This window comes from Halomonas koreensis (assembly GCF_031451675.1).
Classification (GTDB): domain Bacteria; phylum Pseudomonadota; class Gammaproteobacteria; order Pseudomonadales; family Halomonadaceae; genus Halomonas; species Halomonas koreensis.
On sequence record NZ_JARWAK010000003.1, the window covers coordinates 108,201 to 123,658 of the forward strand.

The following is a 15,458-nucleotide window of genomic DNA, read 5'->3' on the forward strand; positions in this document are numbered from 1 at the left end:
GGCTTACCGGCCGTAGCGTTGATAGGCCTCGTCGGGCAGCGATTCACGCAGCGACTGGACCTCGGCGAGCAGGTCCTCGACCAGCTCGGCGTCGGCGCCGAAGTCCTCGACGATCCAGGCCTTCCAGGCGGGCCGGGCGATCTCCGCCATGCGCTGGCGCTCGTCGGTGGGCATGATGTAGCACTCCTCGAACAGCTCGCAGGACTTCTGCCAGCTGGCCGTGGCGAGCATCGCCGACGCCCCGTGGCTCAGCGCCACCGACTCGCGGGCGGCGTCGACCACGATGCGCCGGTAGTCCTCGGGCAGTTCCTGGAACCAGCTCTCGCTGACCACCCAGGAGGCGCTGTTGTACACGTGGCCGGTCAGGGTGGTGTAGTCGGTCACCTCGTCCAGGCCGTAGGTGGTATTGATCACCGGGGCGTTGAACTGGCCGTCGGCCAGCCCGGTTTCCAGGGCGGTGATCAACTCGCCCCAGGGCAGCGGGGTGGCCGAGGCCCCCAGCGCCTTCATGGTCGCCACGTGGGCCGGATTCTCCTCGGTGCGGATGTTGAGCCCTTCGAGGTCATCGACGGTCTTGATCAGGCGCTCGTTGTTGGTGAAGGCCACGAAGCCGCCGCCGTCGTCGAAGGTGCCCAGGTAGCGCATGTCGGCGGCCTCGATGGTGCCGGACATGAAGTCGGCGAACCATTCGCCGTCGAAGAAGGCCCACGCCTGGCGCCAGTTGTCGAACAGGAAGGGCGTGGTGACCACCTGGTAGTCCGGGTAGAAGGACGACATGGCCCCCGAGGTGAGGATGCTCGACTGCAGGGCGCGACCGCCCGCCTGGACCTGGGAGCCGGTCTCCACCTCGGAGCCCATCTGGCCGCCGCCGAAGATGGTCACCGCCAGGTCGCCTCCGGTCTGTGTCTCCACCTGCTCCTTGAAGTGCACCAGGGCGGGATAGATGCTGTTGTTGGTGAGGTTCTCGGGGATCAGGGTGGCGATGGCCATCTCGTAGGACTGGGCCTGCACCTGGGTGCTGGCGATGGCCAGGGGAAGCGCGGCGATCGCCGCCATGCGGGGTAGCGTCTGGGCTGACATCACATCGACCTCTTGTGGTTGTTATCGACCGGCCGGACCCGGGATCCGGCGCCAGTGACTGACACCCAAGTTAGGTCGAGCCTCCCGGCATTGCTTGCCCGGGACTGCGGCACGCTTGCCCCAGACTCCTGAATCCTCAGTCCCGACGGCGCTCCCGGGAGGGCGCGACCTCGAAATGGCGGCGATAGGCCCGGGAGAAGCTGCCCTGATCGCGGAAGCCGACTAGCGAGGCGATATGGCCCAGACTCAGGTCGCTGTGATTGACCAGGGTACGGGCATGCTCCAGCCGACGCCGCTGGACATAGGCCAGCGGGGTCAGGCCGGTGAGCTCGCGGAAGCGGGCATGGAAGTGGCCGGCACTCAGCGCGCACAGCGCCGCCAGGCGCTCGACGCGGATCTCGTCGGCCAGATGCCGATCGATCCAGGCGTCCAGGCGGGCCAGGTCGAGGCGGGCGCTGGGGGCCGCGGCCTGGGTCGCCTCCTCGGCCAGCGGCTGGGACTCCAGGTGCAGGTAGAGGGCCCGGAGCAACAGGGCCGCGATCTCGCTGTGCAACTCCGGGCAGAGCGTCAGCTGCTGCATCAGGCTGTCGGCCAGGCGATTGAGACGCGATGGCACGCCGAAGAAGCGCGGCCGGTCGAAGAGCCGCTCGATCGCGTCGCCGTCGCGCAGGGTCGGCAGGGTCTCGGCGGGAATGTCCAGCACGAAGGTGCGGTTGCGCCCATCGCCGCGGTACTCGTGGTAGCGCGCGGAGGGGATCAGGCAGCCGCGGCTGCCGGTGATGCGCTCGCCGCTGCCCTCGATGGACAGTTCGGTGGCCCCGCTGGTGGCCAGGATCAGCTGGTGATGGTCGTGCACATGGGCCACATGCTCGTGTTCGAGGGTAGTGGCCCGCAGGTCGAGGAAGGTCATGGCATCCTGCCGACATATCGACGAAGACGCCTTTCACCATGGCCCGGGGCGGTGGAGAACGCAAATCGGCCCCCTCTCAGCAGCGCCCCTGCATGGCCAGGCCGGGAGGGCAGAAACGCGACCGATGGTGGCGGTCGTGATGATGGCGACGACGCTCACCACGGCGGCGGTCCCAGCGACGTTCCCCGCGGCGGTGGTCGTGCCACCAGCGGTCATGGTCGTGATGACGATGGCGATGATGCCGGTGAGAAGGGTCGCCGACCTCGATCAGGGGCCCGGTGTACAGACGCGCCGGCGTATAGCTGCAACCGGCGGCCATCAGGAGACCCCCCAGCATCAGGCCCAGGGCCGCGCCCCGCAGGACGCGGGAGGATGGGATACCTCGAGGGGAGCGCCTCATCTCAGCAGCGCCCTTGCTTGGCCAGCCCGGGCGGGCAGAACCCGCGCCCGTGATCACGGTGGCCGTGGCCCCGATCGTAGTCGTCGTCGATCACGATCAGCGGCTCGGGGCTGATCCGGGCCGGGGAATAGCTGCAGCCGGCCATCAGGGCGGCGGCGACCAGCAGGGCGACGAGGGGGAAGGGACGAAACGACATGCAGCCTCCTTGGCCGGGGTGAACGGCGCCATTCTAGCGAAGCGCCCCGCCCTTACCCATGTGGCGCGGCGGCGACAAGGGCGTCGCCATCGGCCGACGGCTCCCGCCCCCATCCCCGCTACCGCGCCTCACGCCCGAGGCGTCTCGTCCGGCCGCTGCGCCCGGTAGCGATAGCCCACGCCGGTCACCGTCTCGATGCTCCCGGCCTGGGGACCCAGCTTGCGCCTCAGCCCGGCCACCACGGCGTCGACCTTGTTGCTCCACCCCTTGTAGTGGCTGTGCCAGACCTCCTGGAGCAGGCGTTCCCGGGATACCGCCTCCCCCTCCCGATCGACGAGATAGCCGAACACCCCGAACTCCAGGGGCGTCAACGGCAGGCGTCGTCCGTCGGCCAGGACCAGTTCCCGGGCGTCCCGATCCAGCGGCTCGCCGGTGCCGAGCCCCAACTCCGCCGCCGCCAGCCTCGCCAGCCAGTCGTCCACCGAGCCGACCCCGAAGTCGAGCACCGCCGTGGCATGGTCGCGACCGTCCAGGCGGACGTCGTGGGTCGCCAGGTGCCGGAAGCCCAGGGTCGAGGCCACCGCCGCATAGGGCGCGAGATCGGTGACGGTCAGGTAGACCCGGGCCAGGGAGGGTCGCATCTCCATGTAGGTGCGCTTGAGGTCCAGCCAGGCCGCGGCCTGGACGTCGCCCGGGCGCTCCCCCGCCGACTCGCCCAGCCAGCGGCGGATGAACAGCGCTCGGCGCCCCTCGGGCAAGGGCTCCGCGGCCAGATGCGCCTGCCAGCTCGCGGTGACCGGATCGTCCGCCAGGCATTCGGGGGCCACCCGAGCCGGGTCGAAGCGACAGCAGAAGCCCCGGCAGGCTCCCGCCTCGTCCCGGACGACGACGAAGGCCTCGGGGTGGCATCGCCACCAGCGCAGGAGGGCCCGGCCCCCGGCCTCGCCTTCATGGGTCGCGACGATGCGCTCCAGCGCCGCTCCGTGCACGGGACGGGCGGGCTCCACCACCCGTGCCTGAGCCCCCGAGGGGAAGAAGGCCTCGCGCACCACGGGGTTCTCGATCAGGTAGAGCATGTCGGCGGTGTAGCGCCACAGCTCGGAGCTCCCCGTCGCCGCGGCCCGCCGCGTCAGGGCCTGCCAGGCCCGTCGCCGGTAGTCGAGGAAGCGCTCGGGATCCCGGGCGCGCAGGGTGTGGGCCACGGGCTCCTTCACGGCATCCTGCAGGGCGAGGCCGTCGGGGGAGGCCTCGGTGACGTCCAGTCGATGCAGGGTCGCGTAGGCCGGCTCGGCTTCCAGGTCAGGGAAGAGGGCCTGCAGGAGGGGCACCGTGACGCGCCTCACCACCGCCGCGCCCTCCAGCAGACGCCGACGGCCGTCGTCCGCATCGGCGAGGTAGCGCTCGGTCAGCTCGTCCATGACCCGCTGCAGGGAGGCGTCCGTGAGACGGTGGTCCGGCCGGCCTTGCAGGGTGGTCGCCGCCAGGCGGATGGCCAAGGGATGCCCGTGCAGCCAGCGCGCGGCCTCGGCGGCCTGGGCCGGCGCGAGGCCCAGTCGGGTCAGCAGCCGGCCGGCGGCCTCGTCGGCCAGGGGAGCGAGCGGCAGATCCAAGGGCGGAGGGAGCCGCTCGCCGGCGACCCAGCTCATCGAGGGACGGTGGCGGCCGCAGAGCACGAGACACAGGCTGTCGGGCAGCCGGGGCGCCAGCCGGTGGCACAGCCAGGTATCCAGCAGACGCCAGGCCTCGACGCTGTCCAGGACGACGATCCCCAGCGGCGCCCGACCGGCGAGTGCCTCGAGCAGCGCGGGCAGCCCCTCGGCCTCGATGCCGGCCGCCTGGGCCAGGGCCCCAACGCAGCCTTCGGGGGTCGGCTCGAAGTCACGGCAATCCAGCCACCAGCAGGCGGCCTCCCCCGAGGTCTCCCGGACGAAGCGCCGGAGCAGGGCCGTCTTGCCGATCCCGGCCACGCCATGCAGGTGGGCGACCCGGGGACCCTCCGCCTCCAGCAGGCTCCGCAGCCGGGCCAGCTCGACTTCCCGACCGATGACCTCATCCTCGACGATTGGATCGATCACGCTGCTCTCCCCTTCACCGGCGCCGCCATCCGCGCCCTGCCTCCAGCCTATGCCATCCCGTCGCGGCCGCCCAAGGCCGGCACCGTAGAGCGTTCTCATGGAATCCTCATGCCGTTCTCGAGGCAAGGCCCGCCATCCCCGCTATAGGTGAAGTCGAGGAGCCTGTCGGACTTGACCGATCGTCACGAGAATCTCGGATTTCGAGTCAAATTTATTCGATCTATTGAGGCGAATAGCGCGCTATTTAACGAAATAGATCGAATAAAGTTGGCCGAAAGCCCGGGATTCGCAGTAGATCAGCGTTAAGTCCGACAGGCTCCGAGAACCCACGACGGAGGAGACCTCATCATGAACGCGAATTGGCGAGTGGAAGGGACCTACTTCGAGGCCTGTACCTGCAAGGGCGCCTGCCCCTGCCTGGTCGGCAACGATCCCACGGAGGGCAGCTGCGACGCCCTGGTGGCCTGGCACATCGAGCGCGGCCATTTCGACGATCAGTCCCTCGACGGCCTCAACCTGGCCATGGCGCTGCATGCGCCCGGCAACATGACGGACGGCGACTGGCGGGTCGTGGTCTATGTCGACCAGGCCGCCAGCGAGGCACAGCACCAGGCCCTGGTGCGCATCTTCGGCGGCCAGGCCGGTGGTCACCCGGCCATGCTGGCCGGCTTCGTGGGCGAGATCCTCGGCGTGGAGTCCGCCCCCATGGATTTTCGGATCGAGGACCGTCACCAGTCGCTGACGGTGGGCGACGTGGCCAGCGCCACCCTGACGGCCATCGAGGGGCAGGACGGCGGCGACGTGCGCATCAGCGGCCACCCGGTGGCGGTCTCGCCGGGCAACGACCTGGTGGTGGCGCGCAACGAGGGCGTCTCCCACCGAGGCCATGGGCTGGACTGGGCATTCAGCGATCGCACCGCCTTCTATGCCGCCTTCCAGTACCAGGCGGCCTGACCCGAGGAGGCCCACCATGCTGCATAGACCCCTGCAAGCCCTGCCGGCCGGACCTCTGCCCCTGGTGGCCAGCCTGATTCTCGCGGCCGTCGCCGGTTGGGCCTACCTGATCGACATGGCCACTGACATGTCGGCCATGGGCGGCGGCTTCCTCGCCGGGCCGACCTTCGTCATGTGGACGGCGATGATGGTGGCCATGATGCTGCCCACCGCCGCCCCGGCGATCCTGGTCTTCGCCGCGACGACCCGGCGGCTGCCCGGCCGCTCGGCTCCCCTGCCCTACCTGTTCGCCGGCGGCTACCTGCTGGCCTGGACGGGCTTCGCCGCCCTCGCCACGGCGGCGCAGTGGGGGCTCCACGAACTGGCGCTGCTGTCGCCGGACCAGGCGCTGGGCACGCCGACCTGGGCCGGGGTGGTGCTGCTGGGCGCCGGCCTCTTCCAGTGGACGCGCCTCAAGGACGCCTGCCTGCGGGGCTGTCGCAGCCCCATGGGCCTGGTCGCCCAGGGCCTGCCCGACCGCCCCGGCCGGGCACTGCGAGCCGGGCTCCGGCTCGGCCTGTACTGCACCGGCTGCTGCTGGGCCCTGATGGCGCTGATGTTCGTCGGCGGCGTCATGAGCCTGGCCTGGATGGCGGGCCTCACCCTCTGCATCCTGCTCGAGAAGCTGACCCGGCAGCCCCGGCGGCTGAGCCAAGGGGTCGGGCTGGGGCTGATCGCCTACGGCGGCTGGCTGCTGCTGGGCTGACCCGGCGTGACAGGCGCAACAGCTGTCACATCACAACTGTAACGGCCGCCGCCCTCGGTGCTCGGCCTGCCGTCCCTTCTCGGCCATGACACCTTCCAGGACAACCCGTTAGCGACAAGGGCAGGAAGACGACCCGGCTGGCATGCCGCTTGCTCCCTCCTGTGCGGTGATCCACTTCACCGTCCAACAACAACACAGGAGAGTCATGATGAAGACATTCACCCGCACCAGCCTCGCCGCCCTGCTGTTCGGCCTCGCCAGCCAGGCCGCGCAGGCCGAGCTGCCCGGGATGCGCGGCACCCAGCACTTCGGCTTCACCGTCCCGGACCGCCAGGCCGCGGTGGACTTCTTCGTCGAGGTGATCGGCTGCGAGGCCTTCTTCACCATCGGGCCCTTCGGCCCCTTCGAGGACGACTGGATGACCGAGAACCTCGACGTCCACCCCGACGCCACCATCCCCGCCGCCCACCTGGTGCGCTGCGGCAACGGCACCAACCTGGAGATCTTCGAGTACACCGCCCCCGATCAGCGAACCGAACAGCCCCGCAACAGCGACATCGGCGGCCACCATATCGCCTTCTACGTGGACGACATGGATGCCGCGGTGGACTACCTGGAAGCGCGGGACGTGGAGGTGCTCGGCACGCCCAAGACCTTCACCGAGGGCCCGATGGAGGGCCTGAGCTGGGTCTACTTCATGGCGCCCTGGGGCATGCAGCTGGAGATGGTCAGCGTCCCCCACGGCATGGGCTACGAGGCCGATACCGGCAGCCGGCTCTGGGATCCGCGGTTCTAACCGCCGCTCGGCTGGCGGCCCCGTTGGGGCCGTCGGCACCCGGTCATTCGCTTCGGCCGGGGCTCTCGGACCAGCCCCCGGCCTGGAAGCGGATCGCGACGGGCGTGTAAGGTGGTTCGACCACCACGGACAAGGATGCCCCATGGCCTTTATCGAGCTGGACGTCAGGACGGCCTACGTCGTCCACGGCTTCGACGATCACCACCGGGAGATCCGGGAAACCGTCGACGAACCCGACTTCATGACCAAGCTGGTCGCCATCGAGCGCATTCAATCCATCAGCGAGCGTTACATCCTGGTGACCGGCTCCCATGGGCGTGTCATGTACTGGGAATACAGGGGCGAGATGGCACGAGTGAAGGAGACGCTAGCAGGCGCGGGACACCTGCTGACCCGATGACGGCAAGCCCCCTGCCGGCCAGGCCGGGGGAAAGCGCAGGAGGGACGTCGAGCCCGCCACCTGCGGGCATTGGTCCTGCTAGCCACTCGCGAGGAAACACCTTGATCTCTCAGCTGCCGCGATGGGTCGAATACGGCGCCTTCATCCTGGCCTTCACCGCCGGAACCGTGAATGCCGTGGGCCTGCTGGGCTTCGAGCATCAGGCGGTCTCCCACCTGTCCGGCACCGCCACCCTGCTCGGCACGGGCCTGGCCCGGGACGAGTTCGCCCTGGCCCTGCACCTGGCGGGCATCCTGCTCGCCTTCCTCGCCGGGGCCGCGTTGTCCGGCGCCCTGCTGCCGGGACGCTCCCTGCGGCTGGGCCGACACTACGAGACCCTGCTGGCCATCGAGGGCGCGCTCCTGCTGGCCGCGACCCACTACCTGGGGGACGGCGCCACCGGCGGCCACTACCTCGCCTCGATGGCCTGCGGCCTGCAGAATGCCCTGGTGACCACCTACAGCGGGGCGGTGGTGCGGACCACCCACCTCACCGGCATCGTCACCGATCTCGGCCTGATGCTGGGCAGCGTCCTGCGGGGACGCGCCCTGGATCGCCGCAAGGCGCTGCTGTTCCTGATCATCCTCACCGGTTTCCTCGCCGGCGGCGCCATCGGGGCCTGGCTGTTCGCCTGGCTGGCGTTCGCGGCCCTGGCGGTCCCGGCCGGCATCTGCTTCTCCCTGGCGATCGGCTATCGCCTCTATCGCGCCCGCACGAACGCCGGCTGAGGGCACTCCGCCGGCATTGAGCCGAAAACCGAAAAAACCCCCAATCGGCCGGTGACAAATCGAAAAAAACCGCGGATGGTGCGCGCCCGCGACTTTGCTATCGTCGCGCTTGCACACACTCACAGCGCGAGGAGGTAGCCGATGGGCGCAGAGACCCGGCCCGACACGGTCCCCACCACCATGGCCGCCATGCAGTTGGTCGGCCACGGCGACGTGGACCAGCTGGTCTATCGGGAGGACATCCCCACCCCCCATCCCGGCCCCGGGGAGGTGCTGGTGAAGGTCACCGCCACCGCCAAGAACAACACCGACCGCAAGGCGCGCGAGGGCCTCTACCCCACCCAGGACAAGGGCGAGGTGACCTCCTTCGCCATGGGCGGCTCGCCGACCCTGACCTTCCCGCGCATCCAGGGGGCCGACGTGGTCGGCCGCGTGGTCGCCGTGGGCGAGGGCGTGGCGTCCTCGCGGATCGGCGAGCGCGGCCTGCTGGACTTCAACCTCTACCCCGACGACCGCCGCGACATCAACCTGGCCCCGGACTACTACGGCCACGGCGCCGACGGCGGCTTCGCCGAGTACATCGCCGTGCCCTCGGACCAGTTCCACCGGGTGGAGAATCCGGCGCTCGCCGACGCCGAGCTGGCCGCCATGGGCATGTGCTCCTACCAGACCGCCTACCACATGATGACGGCCGCCGATGTGAAGGCGGGGGAACGCATCCTCGTCACCGGCGCCAGCGGCGGCGTGGGCACCGCGCTGATCCAGCTGTGCCGCGCCGTCGGTGCCGTCCCCTATGCCCTGAGCCAGCGCGACAAGGCCGAGGCCCTGCGCGAACTGGGCGCCGAGGCGGTGCTCGACCGCTCCGACATGTCCGACTTCACCGAGCGGGTCAAGGCGGTGACCGGCGGCGCGCCCATCGACGCCGTGATGGACCTGGTCGGCGGCGAGATGACCGACCGCTTCATCGACACCATGATCTTCGACATGACCGCCCGCGCCAGCTACCCGCGGCTGTCCATCGCCGGGGCCAGCGGCGGCAACGTCAGCGAGATCATGTGGACGCGCATCTATCTCTACCAGGTGCAGATCTTCGGCGTCTCCCACGGCACCCGGGAGGAGGCCGAACAGCTGGTGGAATGGATCCGCGGCGGCCAGCTCCAGCCGGTGCTGCATGCGGCCTTCCGGCTCTCCGAGCTGCACGAGGCGGAGCGCTACTTCGTCAACCGCGGCAGCCACTACCTGGGCAAGATCGTCATCGTTCCGGACGCCGAATGGGAACGACACGGCGCCCCCTTTGCGCTCGAGGGCAAGCAATGAGCAAGGAAGACCTCAAGATCCGCCTGATGGACACCCATGCCGGCGGCGACGTCAGCCGCATCGTGCTGGGCGGCATCGATCCGCTGCCCGGCGCCACGGTGCGCGACCAGATGCACTACCTGCGCGACGACGCCGACGGCCTGCGCACGCTGCTGCTCGAGGAGCCCTACGGCATCCCCGAGATGTCGGTGGACCTGATCGTGCCGGCCACCGACCCGGAGGCCAAAGCCGGCTACATCATCATGGAGGTGATGGGCTACCCCATCTACTCCGGCTCCAACACCATCTGCACCGCCACGGCGGTGCTGGAGGCGGGCCTGGTGCCCAAGCAGGAGGGCGTGCAGCGCTTCATCCTGGAGTCGCCGGCGGGTCAGGTGCACATCGAGGCCAAGGTGGTCGACGGTGTGGTGGAGGCCATCACCTGCGAGGGCCTGCCCAGCTACATCGACACCCACCGCGCCAGCATCCATGTGCCGACCATCGGCGACGTCACCTACAGCGTCGCCTACAGCGGCGGCTTCTACGCCCTGGTGGACGCCACCGAGCTAGGCTTCTCGCTGGTGCGCGAGGAGGAGCGCGCGCTGTCCGACTGCGCCTTCAAGATCGTCGAGGCGCTCCAGGCCGAACGCGGCTTCTCCCACTACACCCTGGGCGACGTGGGCCCCCTGCCCTTCCTGCACTTCATGGGGCCGGTGGAACAGGTGGCCGACGACTTCTACCGCTCGCGCTCGACCACCTATGTGCATCCCGGGGTGATCTGCCGCAGCACCACCGGCACCGGCACCTCGGCCCGGCTGGCGCTGATGCACCACGAGGGCCGTCTCAACCCCGGCGACAAGCTCGAGACCGTGTCGCTGCGCGAGACCGGCTTCATCGGCGAGCTCACCGGCACCCGCCAGGAAGGCCCGCACCGGGTGGTGGAGAACACCATCACCGGCAAGGCCTATGTGCTGGCGCACTCGGATATCGTCATCAACCCCGAGGACCCGCTGGTCGAGGACGGCAGCCTGCACCATATCCTCAGTTCGCGGCATCGGGAATGAGCCGCCGGGCCGGCCGATGCCGGCCCGCACCCCGGCCCCACGCCCGCGCTCCTTGCCCCGCCCCGTGCGCCGAGCTTGCGCCGGCTCGGGGCGGGGCCCATGCTGGGACGCCCGCCGCCCACCGCGAGGCCCCCGATGCAGACCGTGCTGATCCTGCTCGACGTCCAGAACCTCTACTACACCAGCCGCCAGGCCTATCGGCGCAACGTCGACTACAACGCCCTCTGGGCCCGCGCCACCGCGGGCCGGCGCGTGATCAAGGCCATCGCCTACGCCATCGACCGCGGCGACGAGAAGCAGCGCCAGTTCCAGAACATCCTGCGGGCCATCGGCTTCGAGGTGAAACTCAAGCCCTTCATCCAGCGCGCCGACGGCTCGGCCAAGGGCGACTGGGACGTGGGCATCACCCTGGACGCCGTGGATCACGCCCCCGAGGCCGATGTGGTGGTGCTGGCCTCCGGCGACGGCGACTTCGCCCCGCTGGTCGACAGGCTGCGCCGGGACCCGGGCGTGCCCGTGGAGGTCTTCGGGGTGCCGCGCTTCACCGCCGATGCCCTGATCCGCGCGGCCAGCCATTTCACGCCCATCGACGACCAGCTGCTGCTGGCCCCTGCCCGGCGCTGACCCGCCCCGCCCTTCGCGGCCGTGCCCACCGGATGCCGCGGGCCGGTCCGGCGGCTCCCCCGCCTGCGCCCATCGTGCCCGCCCGGCCGATGGGCGCATTCGGTCTTCGGCCATGTCTCTCCCGCCGGCCATGCGGCCCGGCAAGCCTCACGCGAGCCGTCTACACTGCATCGCAGCATCGACGTCGACACCGGAGCGCGCATGGCCAACCGTACCCCCGCGGCAGACAGGAAACGCATCGACCTGGCCCTGCAGGGCGGCGGCTCCCACGGGGCCCTGACCTGGGGCGTGCTGGACCGCCTGTTGGAGGACGAGCGGCTGGAGATCGACGCCATCAGCGGCACCAGCGCCGGGGCCATGAACGCCGTGATGCTCGCCGACGGCCTGCAGCGCGACGGCCGCGACGGCGCCCGCGAGGCGCTGCGCGCCTTCTGGGAGGCGGTGAGTCGCATGGCCCGTTTCTCGCCCCTGCGGCGCACCCTCTGGGATCGCCTGGTGGGCAACGACAGCCTCGACCACTCCCCCGGCTACCTGTTCATGGAGGGGCTGACCCGCCTGGTGGACCCGGGCCGCCTCAACCCGCTGGGTTTCAACCCCCTGCGCGACCTGATCGCGGAACAGGTCGACTTCGCCCGGGTCAACGCCTGCGGCCGGGTCAGGGTCTTCGTCACCGCCACCAACGTGCGCACCGGCCGGGCGACGATCTTCCGCCAACCCGACCTCTCGGTGGATACCCTGATGGCGTCCGCCTGCTTGCCGACGCTGTTCCCGCCCGTGAAGATCGACGGCGAGGCCTACTGGGATGGCGGCTACAGCGGCAACCCCGCCCTCTATCCGCTGGTCGACAACCGCGGCTGCAGCGACCTGGTGGTGGTGCAGGTCAACCCGCTGATCCGCCGCAAGCTGCCCGACGGCGCCCGGGAGATCATCAACCGGGTCAACGAGATCACCTTCAACTCGAGCCTGATCAAGGAGCTGCGCAGCATCCGACTGCTCCAGCGATTGATCGAGGCGGAAGGCCTGGAGCTCGAGCGCGTGCGCGCCATGCGCCTGCACCTGATCCACGCCGAACAGGACGTCCAGGAGCTCAGCGCCTCCAGCAAGATGAATGCCGAGTGGGAGTTCATCTCGCGGCTGCACGACCAGGGCCGCGCCTGGGCCGACCGCTGGCTGGCCGATCACTTCGCGGCCCTCGGCCGGCACTCCACCTTCGACCTGGACGCCGTCTTCGACGACACCTTCGCGCCCCCGACCCGCCCCGATGGCGGCGACTGACCAGGCGGGCTTCCGTGGCGTCGAAGGCCACCGACGCCCCTCGCACCGAGTCACCGCTACCCTGGGCCCACCCACTGCAGAGCAAACAACGTGCTCTCACCATGGACGGGCTTGACCCGCACAACACCGCCGGAGATCGCGGTCCACGCCGACGCCAGTGCCCGCGCAATGTGGCCGGCGCGATCCCCCGTGTTATGCTGCCAAACAAAACTTAACATCCTGTTTATTCAGTGCCTTGCTGGCCACTAAGCTCGGCCGGATAACATTGTTGAACGTGCCGGCGCGCTCAACCGATATCAACTCGTTCCACCTGATCACTGCTAGTCATATGGAAGCAACTCTGCGAATCCCACAAAAAGCCGATTATGAGACTATTGCATCCTGGGTGGTCGATGAACGAGCTTGTGCTCGCTGGGCCGGCCCCCTTGTGCCGTTTCCGTTTACGCCCGAGAGCTTACCTGAACTACTCGAGGTCGACATATGTTCCAGTTACTGTTTATCCGACAACAACAACGAATGTGTTGGCTTCGGTCAGTTCTGGGCGACGGATCATGGTGTCGTGCACATAGGAAGAATAATTATTTCGCCCGAATTTCGAGGCATGGGTGCTGGTCGCCTACTATGCGAGAGACTCATCGACAAGGCGCTTCGATCAACTGGCGCCCACAAGGTGACTCTTCGTGTATATCGAGATAACAAGGTGGCCCGTTCCCTATACGCGAGCCTTGGCTTCTTCGTAGTCGAAGCTAAATCCACAGGCGACCTGTTGTTCATGTGTGCAAGGACTAACAAGACACCGAAGGTGGACGCGTGAGACGTGCCACTTCAGTCGGCATCTTGGTGACATGGGCTAACAGGAAAAGAATCCACAGAAGAATCATTCCGGGGCACCGGGCAAAAGATGAAGGTCATAGCGCCATGCTGAGGCTGCCAAATGACGAGGATATTACAGCCACCAATGAGCATGAAGTTAAACCTAGCGGCTATATGCGCCCATCGCGTCTTGCAGCTGAATGTTACCAAGGTGGTTAACCAGTAGCGAAAGTGCACCGGTTTTTCGGTTCGATTTCGTTCCAAACCGCCCCGTCACGCCAGCGCCACACGGAGAAATGAACATTGAAGAATGCTGAAGCTTTTCTGGTGAACTCCTTTACCAAGAATGGCACTGGTGGAAACCCTGCGGGTGTAGTATTACACGCGGACAACCTATCGAACGAAGAAAAGCTAGAAATAGCGCAAGCTGTCGGGTATTCTGAGACTGCGTTTGTGTCTCGAGATGACGAAGTCGATTTCGCGCTATCTTTTTTCACCATAAAGGGTGAGGTGGATTTCTGCGGGCACGCAACGTTAGCTGCATTCTCGACCATGTATCAAGAAGGAATCGTAGCCGCGGGACAGTACCTTCAAAGGACTAAGGCAGGTTTGCTTCCTGTCACCATAGCGTCGGATGGCCATATAGTCATGGAGCAGAAGCCACCCGAACACCTCGGATCTTTTAGCTATAAAGCCATATCGGATCTCATTGGAATAGACGCGGTACTGCTCGAATCAACCCGATTACCGATCGAGGTTATTTCAACAGGCTTACCTGATATTATTGTCCCGGTGCCATATGGACATCTCGACAAAATCAAGCTGAATGAAAGCTTAACAAGGAAGTTCTGTAAAAGGCATGGTGTTATTGGCATCCATGCCTTTGAATTGTGCAAGAACACAAGCAGACTGACAGCAAGCTGTCGAAACTTCGCTCCATCACTTGGCATTCCAGAGGAATCGGCGACAGGGAGTGCTAGTGGTGCATTAGCATGTTACCTGACCAAACACCTTGGCAGATCGCATTCGAATAGCTTTACTTTCGAGCAGGGTCGAGCAATGAACTGCATTTCAAGAATCACAGCGTCGGTTGAGTCAGGCGAATCAGGTATCATGAAGGTCAAGGTCGGTGGTTTTGCTCAAAAGACCGGGGGGCAGCAGGTCCCCGTATGACAAGGCCCTCAAGAGAAATTCGCAGCGGGCGGCATATCTATTATGCGTTGCGCGCAGTACTCAGGGTAGCTTGCAGAGAATCCAGCGCAGTGCTGCTCAAGCCTTAACAGGGTGTGATGCTCTCTGGAAGACCACATGAAATTTTATCGAGCAGAAGAATACCAAGGATCACGCGAGAAACAGTTCCTTCGGTACAGAGACCAGATAAAGACGCTAGCTCCATCCGCAGTGGTGGAGCATATTGGCGCGTCATCGATCCCTATGGCTGTCTCAAAAGGGGATCTGGACATATTTGTCGGCGTGAACAGCGCCGAGTTGGAAAAGGTAGTTCTACGACTGACCAAGCTGGGGTTCCAAGAAAAGCCCGACACCCTAAGAACACCTGAGCTCTGCATGCTGGAATCCACATCAGGTGATGACGTCGCGCTGCAAGTGGTAGCGAAAGGCTCCGAATTCGAGTTCTTCCTCGAGTTTCGCGACATATTGCGTGCGAATGCCGCGCTAGTGCAGCAATACAACGAACTCAAGATGTCTTGTGAAGGGCTATCCCCAGAAACGTATCGAAACAAGAAGTCAGCTTTCGTGGAGCACGTCTTAGCACAGGCACAACAAAGCACCCAGGAGTGACTCGCAACGCGAGGCATCCTCGCTTCAAGGCCAGGTTTGTGCTCAAGGCGCAGTGACTGAAGTTAGGTGGTGTTTCTTACACATAAGAGGATGTTACGGGTTCCTGACGAGGCCGAGAAGGCAGCCGGTCCCCATCACAGGTTACGTCATCGACATCCAGCGACTACAAGGCACCGCGCCCGCCCGGGCCCGTCTCCGCAAGCCGCACCGCCTTGTCCCCTCCGGCCGGCTCGCCTAGCTTGAGAGTCACTCGCCTTGCCCGG

The 15,458-nt window shown here is 66.8% G+C and carries 17 protein-coding genes; 12 read left to right on the forward strand and 5 right to left on the reverse strand.

What is annotated here, in order from left to right; translation table 11 throughout:
* Positions 1 to 3: 3 nt before the first annotated feature.
* The 5 genes from QC818_RS04845 to QC818_RS04865 all read right to left on the reverse strand — a co-directional run bounded on the left by QC818_RS04845 (position 4) and on the right by QC818_RS04865 (position 4,661).
* Complete coding sequence (locus QC818_RS04845; RefSeq protein WP_309651714.1) at positions 4 to 1,080, reverse strand: TRAP transporter substrate-binding protein; 1,077 nt, start codon at positions 1,078 to 1,080, stop codon at positions 4 to 6.
* 136 nt (positions 1,081 to 1,216) lie between these two features.
* Positions 1,217 to 1,990, reverse strand: coding sequence for an AraC family transcriptional regulator (locus QC818_RS04850; protein ID WP_309651715.1), 774 nt, complete (start codon positions 1,988 to 1,990; stop codon positions 1,217 to 1,219).
* 76 nt (positions 1,991 to 2,066) lie between these two features.
* Complete coding sequence (locus QC818_RS04855; RefSeq protein ID WP_309651716.1) at positions 2,067 to 2,327, reverse strand: hypothetical protein; 261 nt, start codon at positions 2,325 to 2,327, stop codon at positions 2,067 to 2,069.
* Between the two features lie 64 nt (positions 2,328 to 2,391).
* Positions 2,392 to 2,586: a hypothetical protein gene (locus QC818_RS04860; RefSeq protein WP_309651717.1), complete on the reverse strand. Its 195-nt coding sequence runs from the start codon at positions 2,584 to 2,586 to the stop codon at positions 2,392 to 2,394.
* A gap of 128 nt (positions 2,587 to 2,714) precedes the next feature.
* Positions 2,715 to 4,661: a winged helix-turn-helix domain-containing protein gene (locus QC818_RS04865; RefSeq protein ID WP_309651718.1), complete on the reverse strand. Its 1,947-nt coding sequence runs from the start codon at positions 4,659 to 4,661 to the stop codon at positions 2,715 to 2,717.
* 348 nt (positions 4,662 to 5,009) lie between these two features.
* Between QC818_RS04865 and QC818_RS04870 the strand changes: the two genes are divergently transcribed.
* The 12 genes from QC818_RS04870 to QC818_RS04920 all read left to right on the forward strand — a co-directional run bounded on the left by QC818_RS04870 (position 5,010) and on the right by QC818_RS04920 (position 15,195).
* Entirely contained in the window at positions 5,010 to 5,615 is a 606-nt protein-coding gene (locus tag QC818_RS04870) for a DUF1326 domain-containing protein (protein ID WP_309651719.1), read from the forward strand.
* Positions 5,616 to 5,631: 16 nt separating this feature from the next.
* Positions 5,632 to 6,360 carry a DUF2182 domain-containing protein gene (locus tag QC818_RS04875; protein WP_309651720.1) on the forward strand — a complete coding sequence of 243 codons (729 nt, stop codon included), beginning with the start codon at positions 5,632 to 5,634 and terminating at the stop codon, positions 6,358 to 6,360.
* 208 nt (positions 6,361 to 6,568) lie between these two features.
* Positions 6,569 to 7,156: a VOC family protein gene (locus QC818_RS04880; RefSeq protein ID WP_309651721.1), complete on the forward strand. Its 588-nt coding sequence runs from the start codon at positions 6,569 to 6,571 to the stop codon at positions 7,154 to 7,156.
* Between the two features lie 142 nt (positions 7,157 to 7,298).
* Entirely contained in the window at positions 7,299 to 7,556 is a 258-nt protein-coding gene (locus QC818_RS04885; RefSeq protein WP_309651722.1) for a hypothetical protein, read from the forward strand.
* 101 nt (positions 7,557 to 7,657) lie between these two features.
* Positions 7,658 to 8,323, forward strand: a complete 666-nt coding sequence (locus tag QC818_RS04890) for a YoaK family protein (protein WP_309651723.1) — start codon at positions 7,658 to 7,660, stop codon at positions 8,321 to 8,323.
* Positions 8,324 to 8,464: 141 nt separating this feature from the next.
* Positions 8,465 to 9,640 carry a zinc-binding dehydrogenase gene (locus QC818_RS04895; RefSeq protein WP_309651724.1) on the forward strand — a complete coding sequence of 392 codons (1,176 nt, stop codon included), beginning with the start codon at positions 8,465 to 8,467 and terminating at the stop codon, positions 9,638 to 9,640.
* Positions 9,637 to 10,683 carry a proline racemase family protein gene (locus QC818_RS04900; protein WP_309651725.1) on the forward strand — a complete coding sequence of 349 codons (1,047 nt, stop codon included), beginning with the start codon at positions 9,637 to 9,639 and terminating at the stop codon, positions 10,681 to 10,683. The genes QC818_RS04895 and QC818_RS04900 overlap by 4 nt, the downstream gene beginning before the upstream one ends.
* A 135-nt stretch (positions 10,684 to 10,818) precedes the next feature.
* Positions 10,819 to 11,307: a LabA-like NYN domain-containing protein gene (locus tag QC818_RS04905; protein ID WP_309651726.1), complete on the forward strand. Its 489-nt coding sequence runs from the start codon at positions 10,819 to 10,821 to the stop codon at positions 11,305 to 11,307.
* Positions 11,308 to 11,508: 201 nt separating this feature from the next.
* Positions 11,509 to 12,582, forward strand: coding sequence for a patatin-like phospholipase family protein (locus QC818_RS04910; protein ID WP_309651727.1), 1,074 nt, complete (start codon positions 11,509 to 11,511; stop codon positions 12,580 to 12,582).
* A gap of 328 nt (positions 12,583 to 12,910) precedes the next feature.
* Positions 12,911 to 13,396: a GNAT family N-acetyltransferase gene (locus tag QC818_RS18375; RefSeq protein ID WP_374710056.1), complete on the forward strand. Its 486-nt coding sequence runs from the start codon at positions 12,911 to 12,913 to the stop codon at positions 13,394 to 13,396.
* Positions 13,397 to 13,698: 302 nt separating this feature from the next.
* Positions 13,699 to 14,568 (forward strand): PhzF family phenazine biosynthesis protein, encoded by an 870-nt coding sequence (locus QC818_RS04915; protein WP_309651728.1) that lies wholly within the window; start codon positions 13,699 to 13,701, stop codon positions 14,566 to 14,568.
* Positions 14,569 to 14,703: 135 nt separating this feature from the next.
* Positions 14,704 to 15,195 carry a GrpB family protein gene (locus QC818_RS04920; protein ID WP_309651729.1) on the forward strand — a complete coding sequence of 164 codons (492 nt, stop codon included), beginning with the start codon at positions 14,704 to 14,706 and terminating at the stop codon, positions 15,193 to 15,195.
* The last annotated feature ends 263 nt before the right edge of the window (positions 15,196 to 15,458 follow it).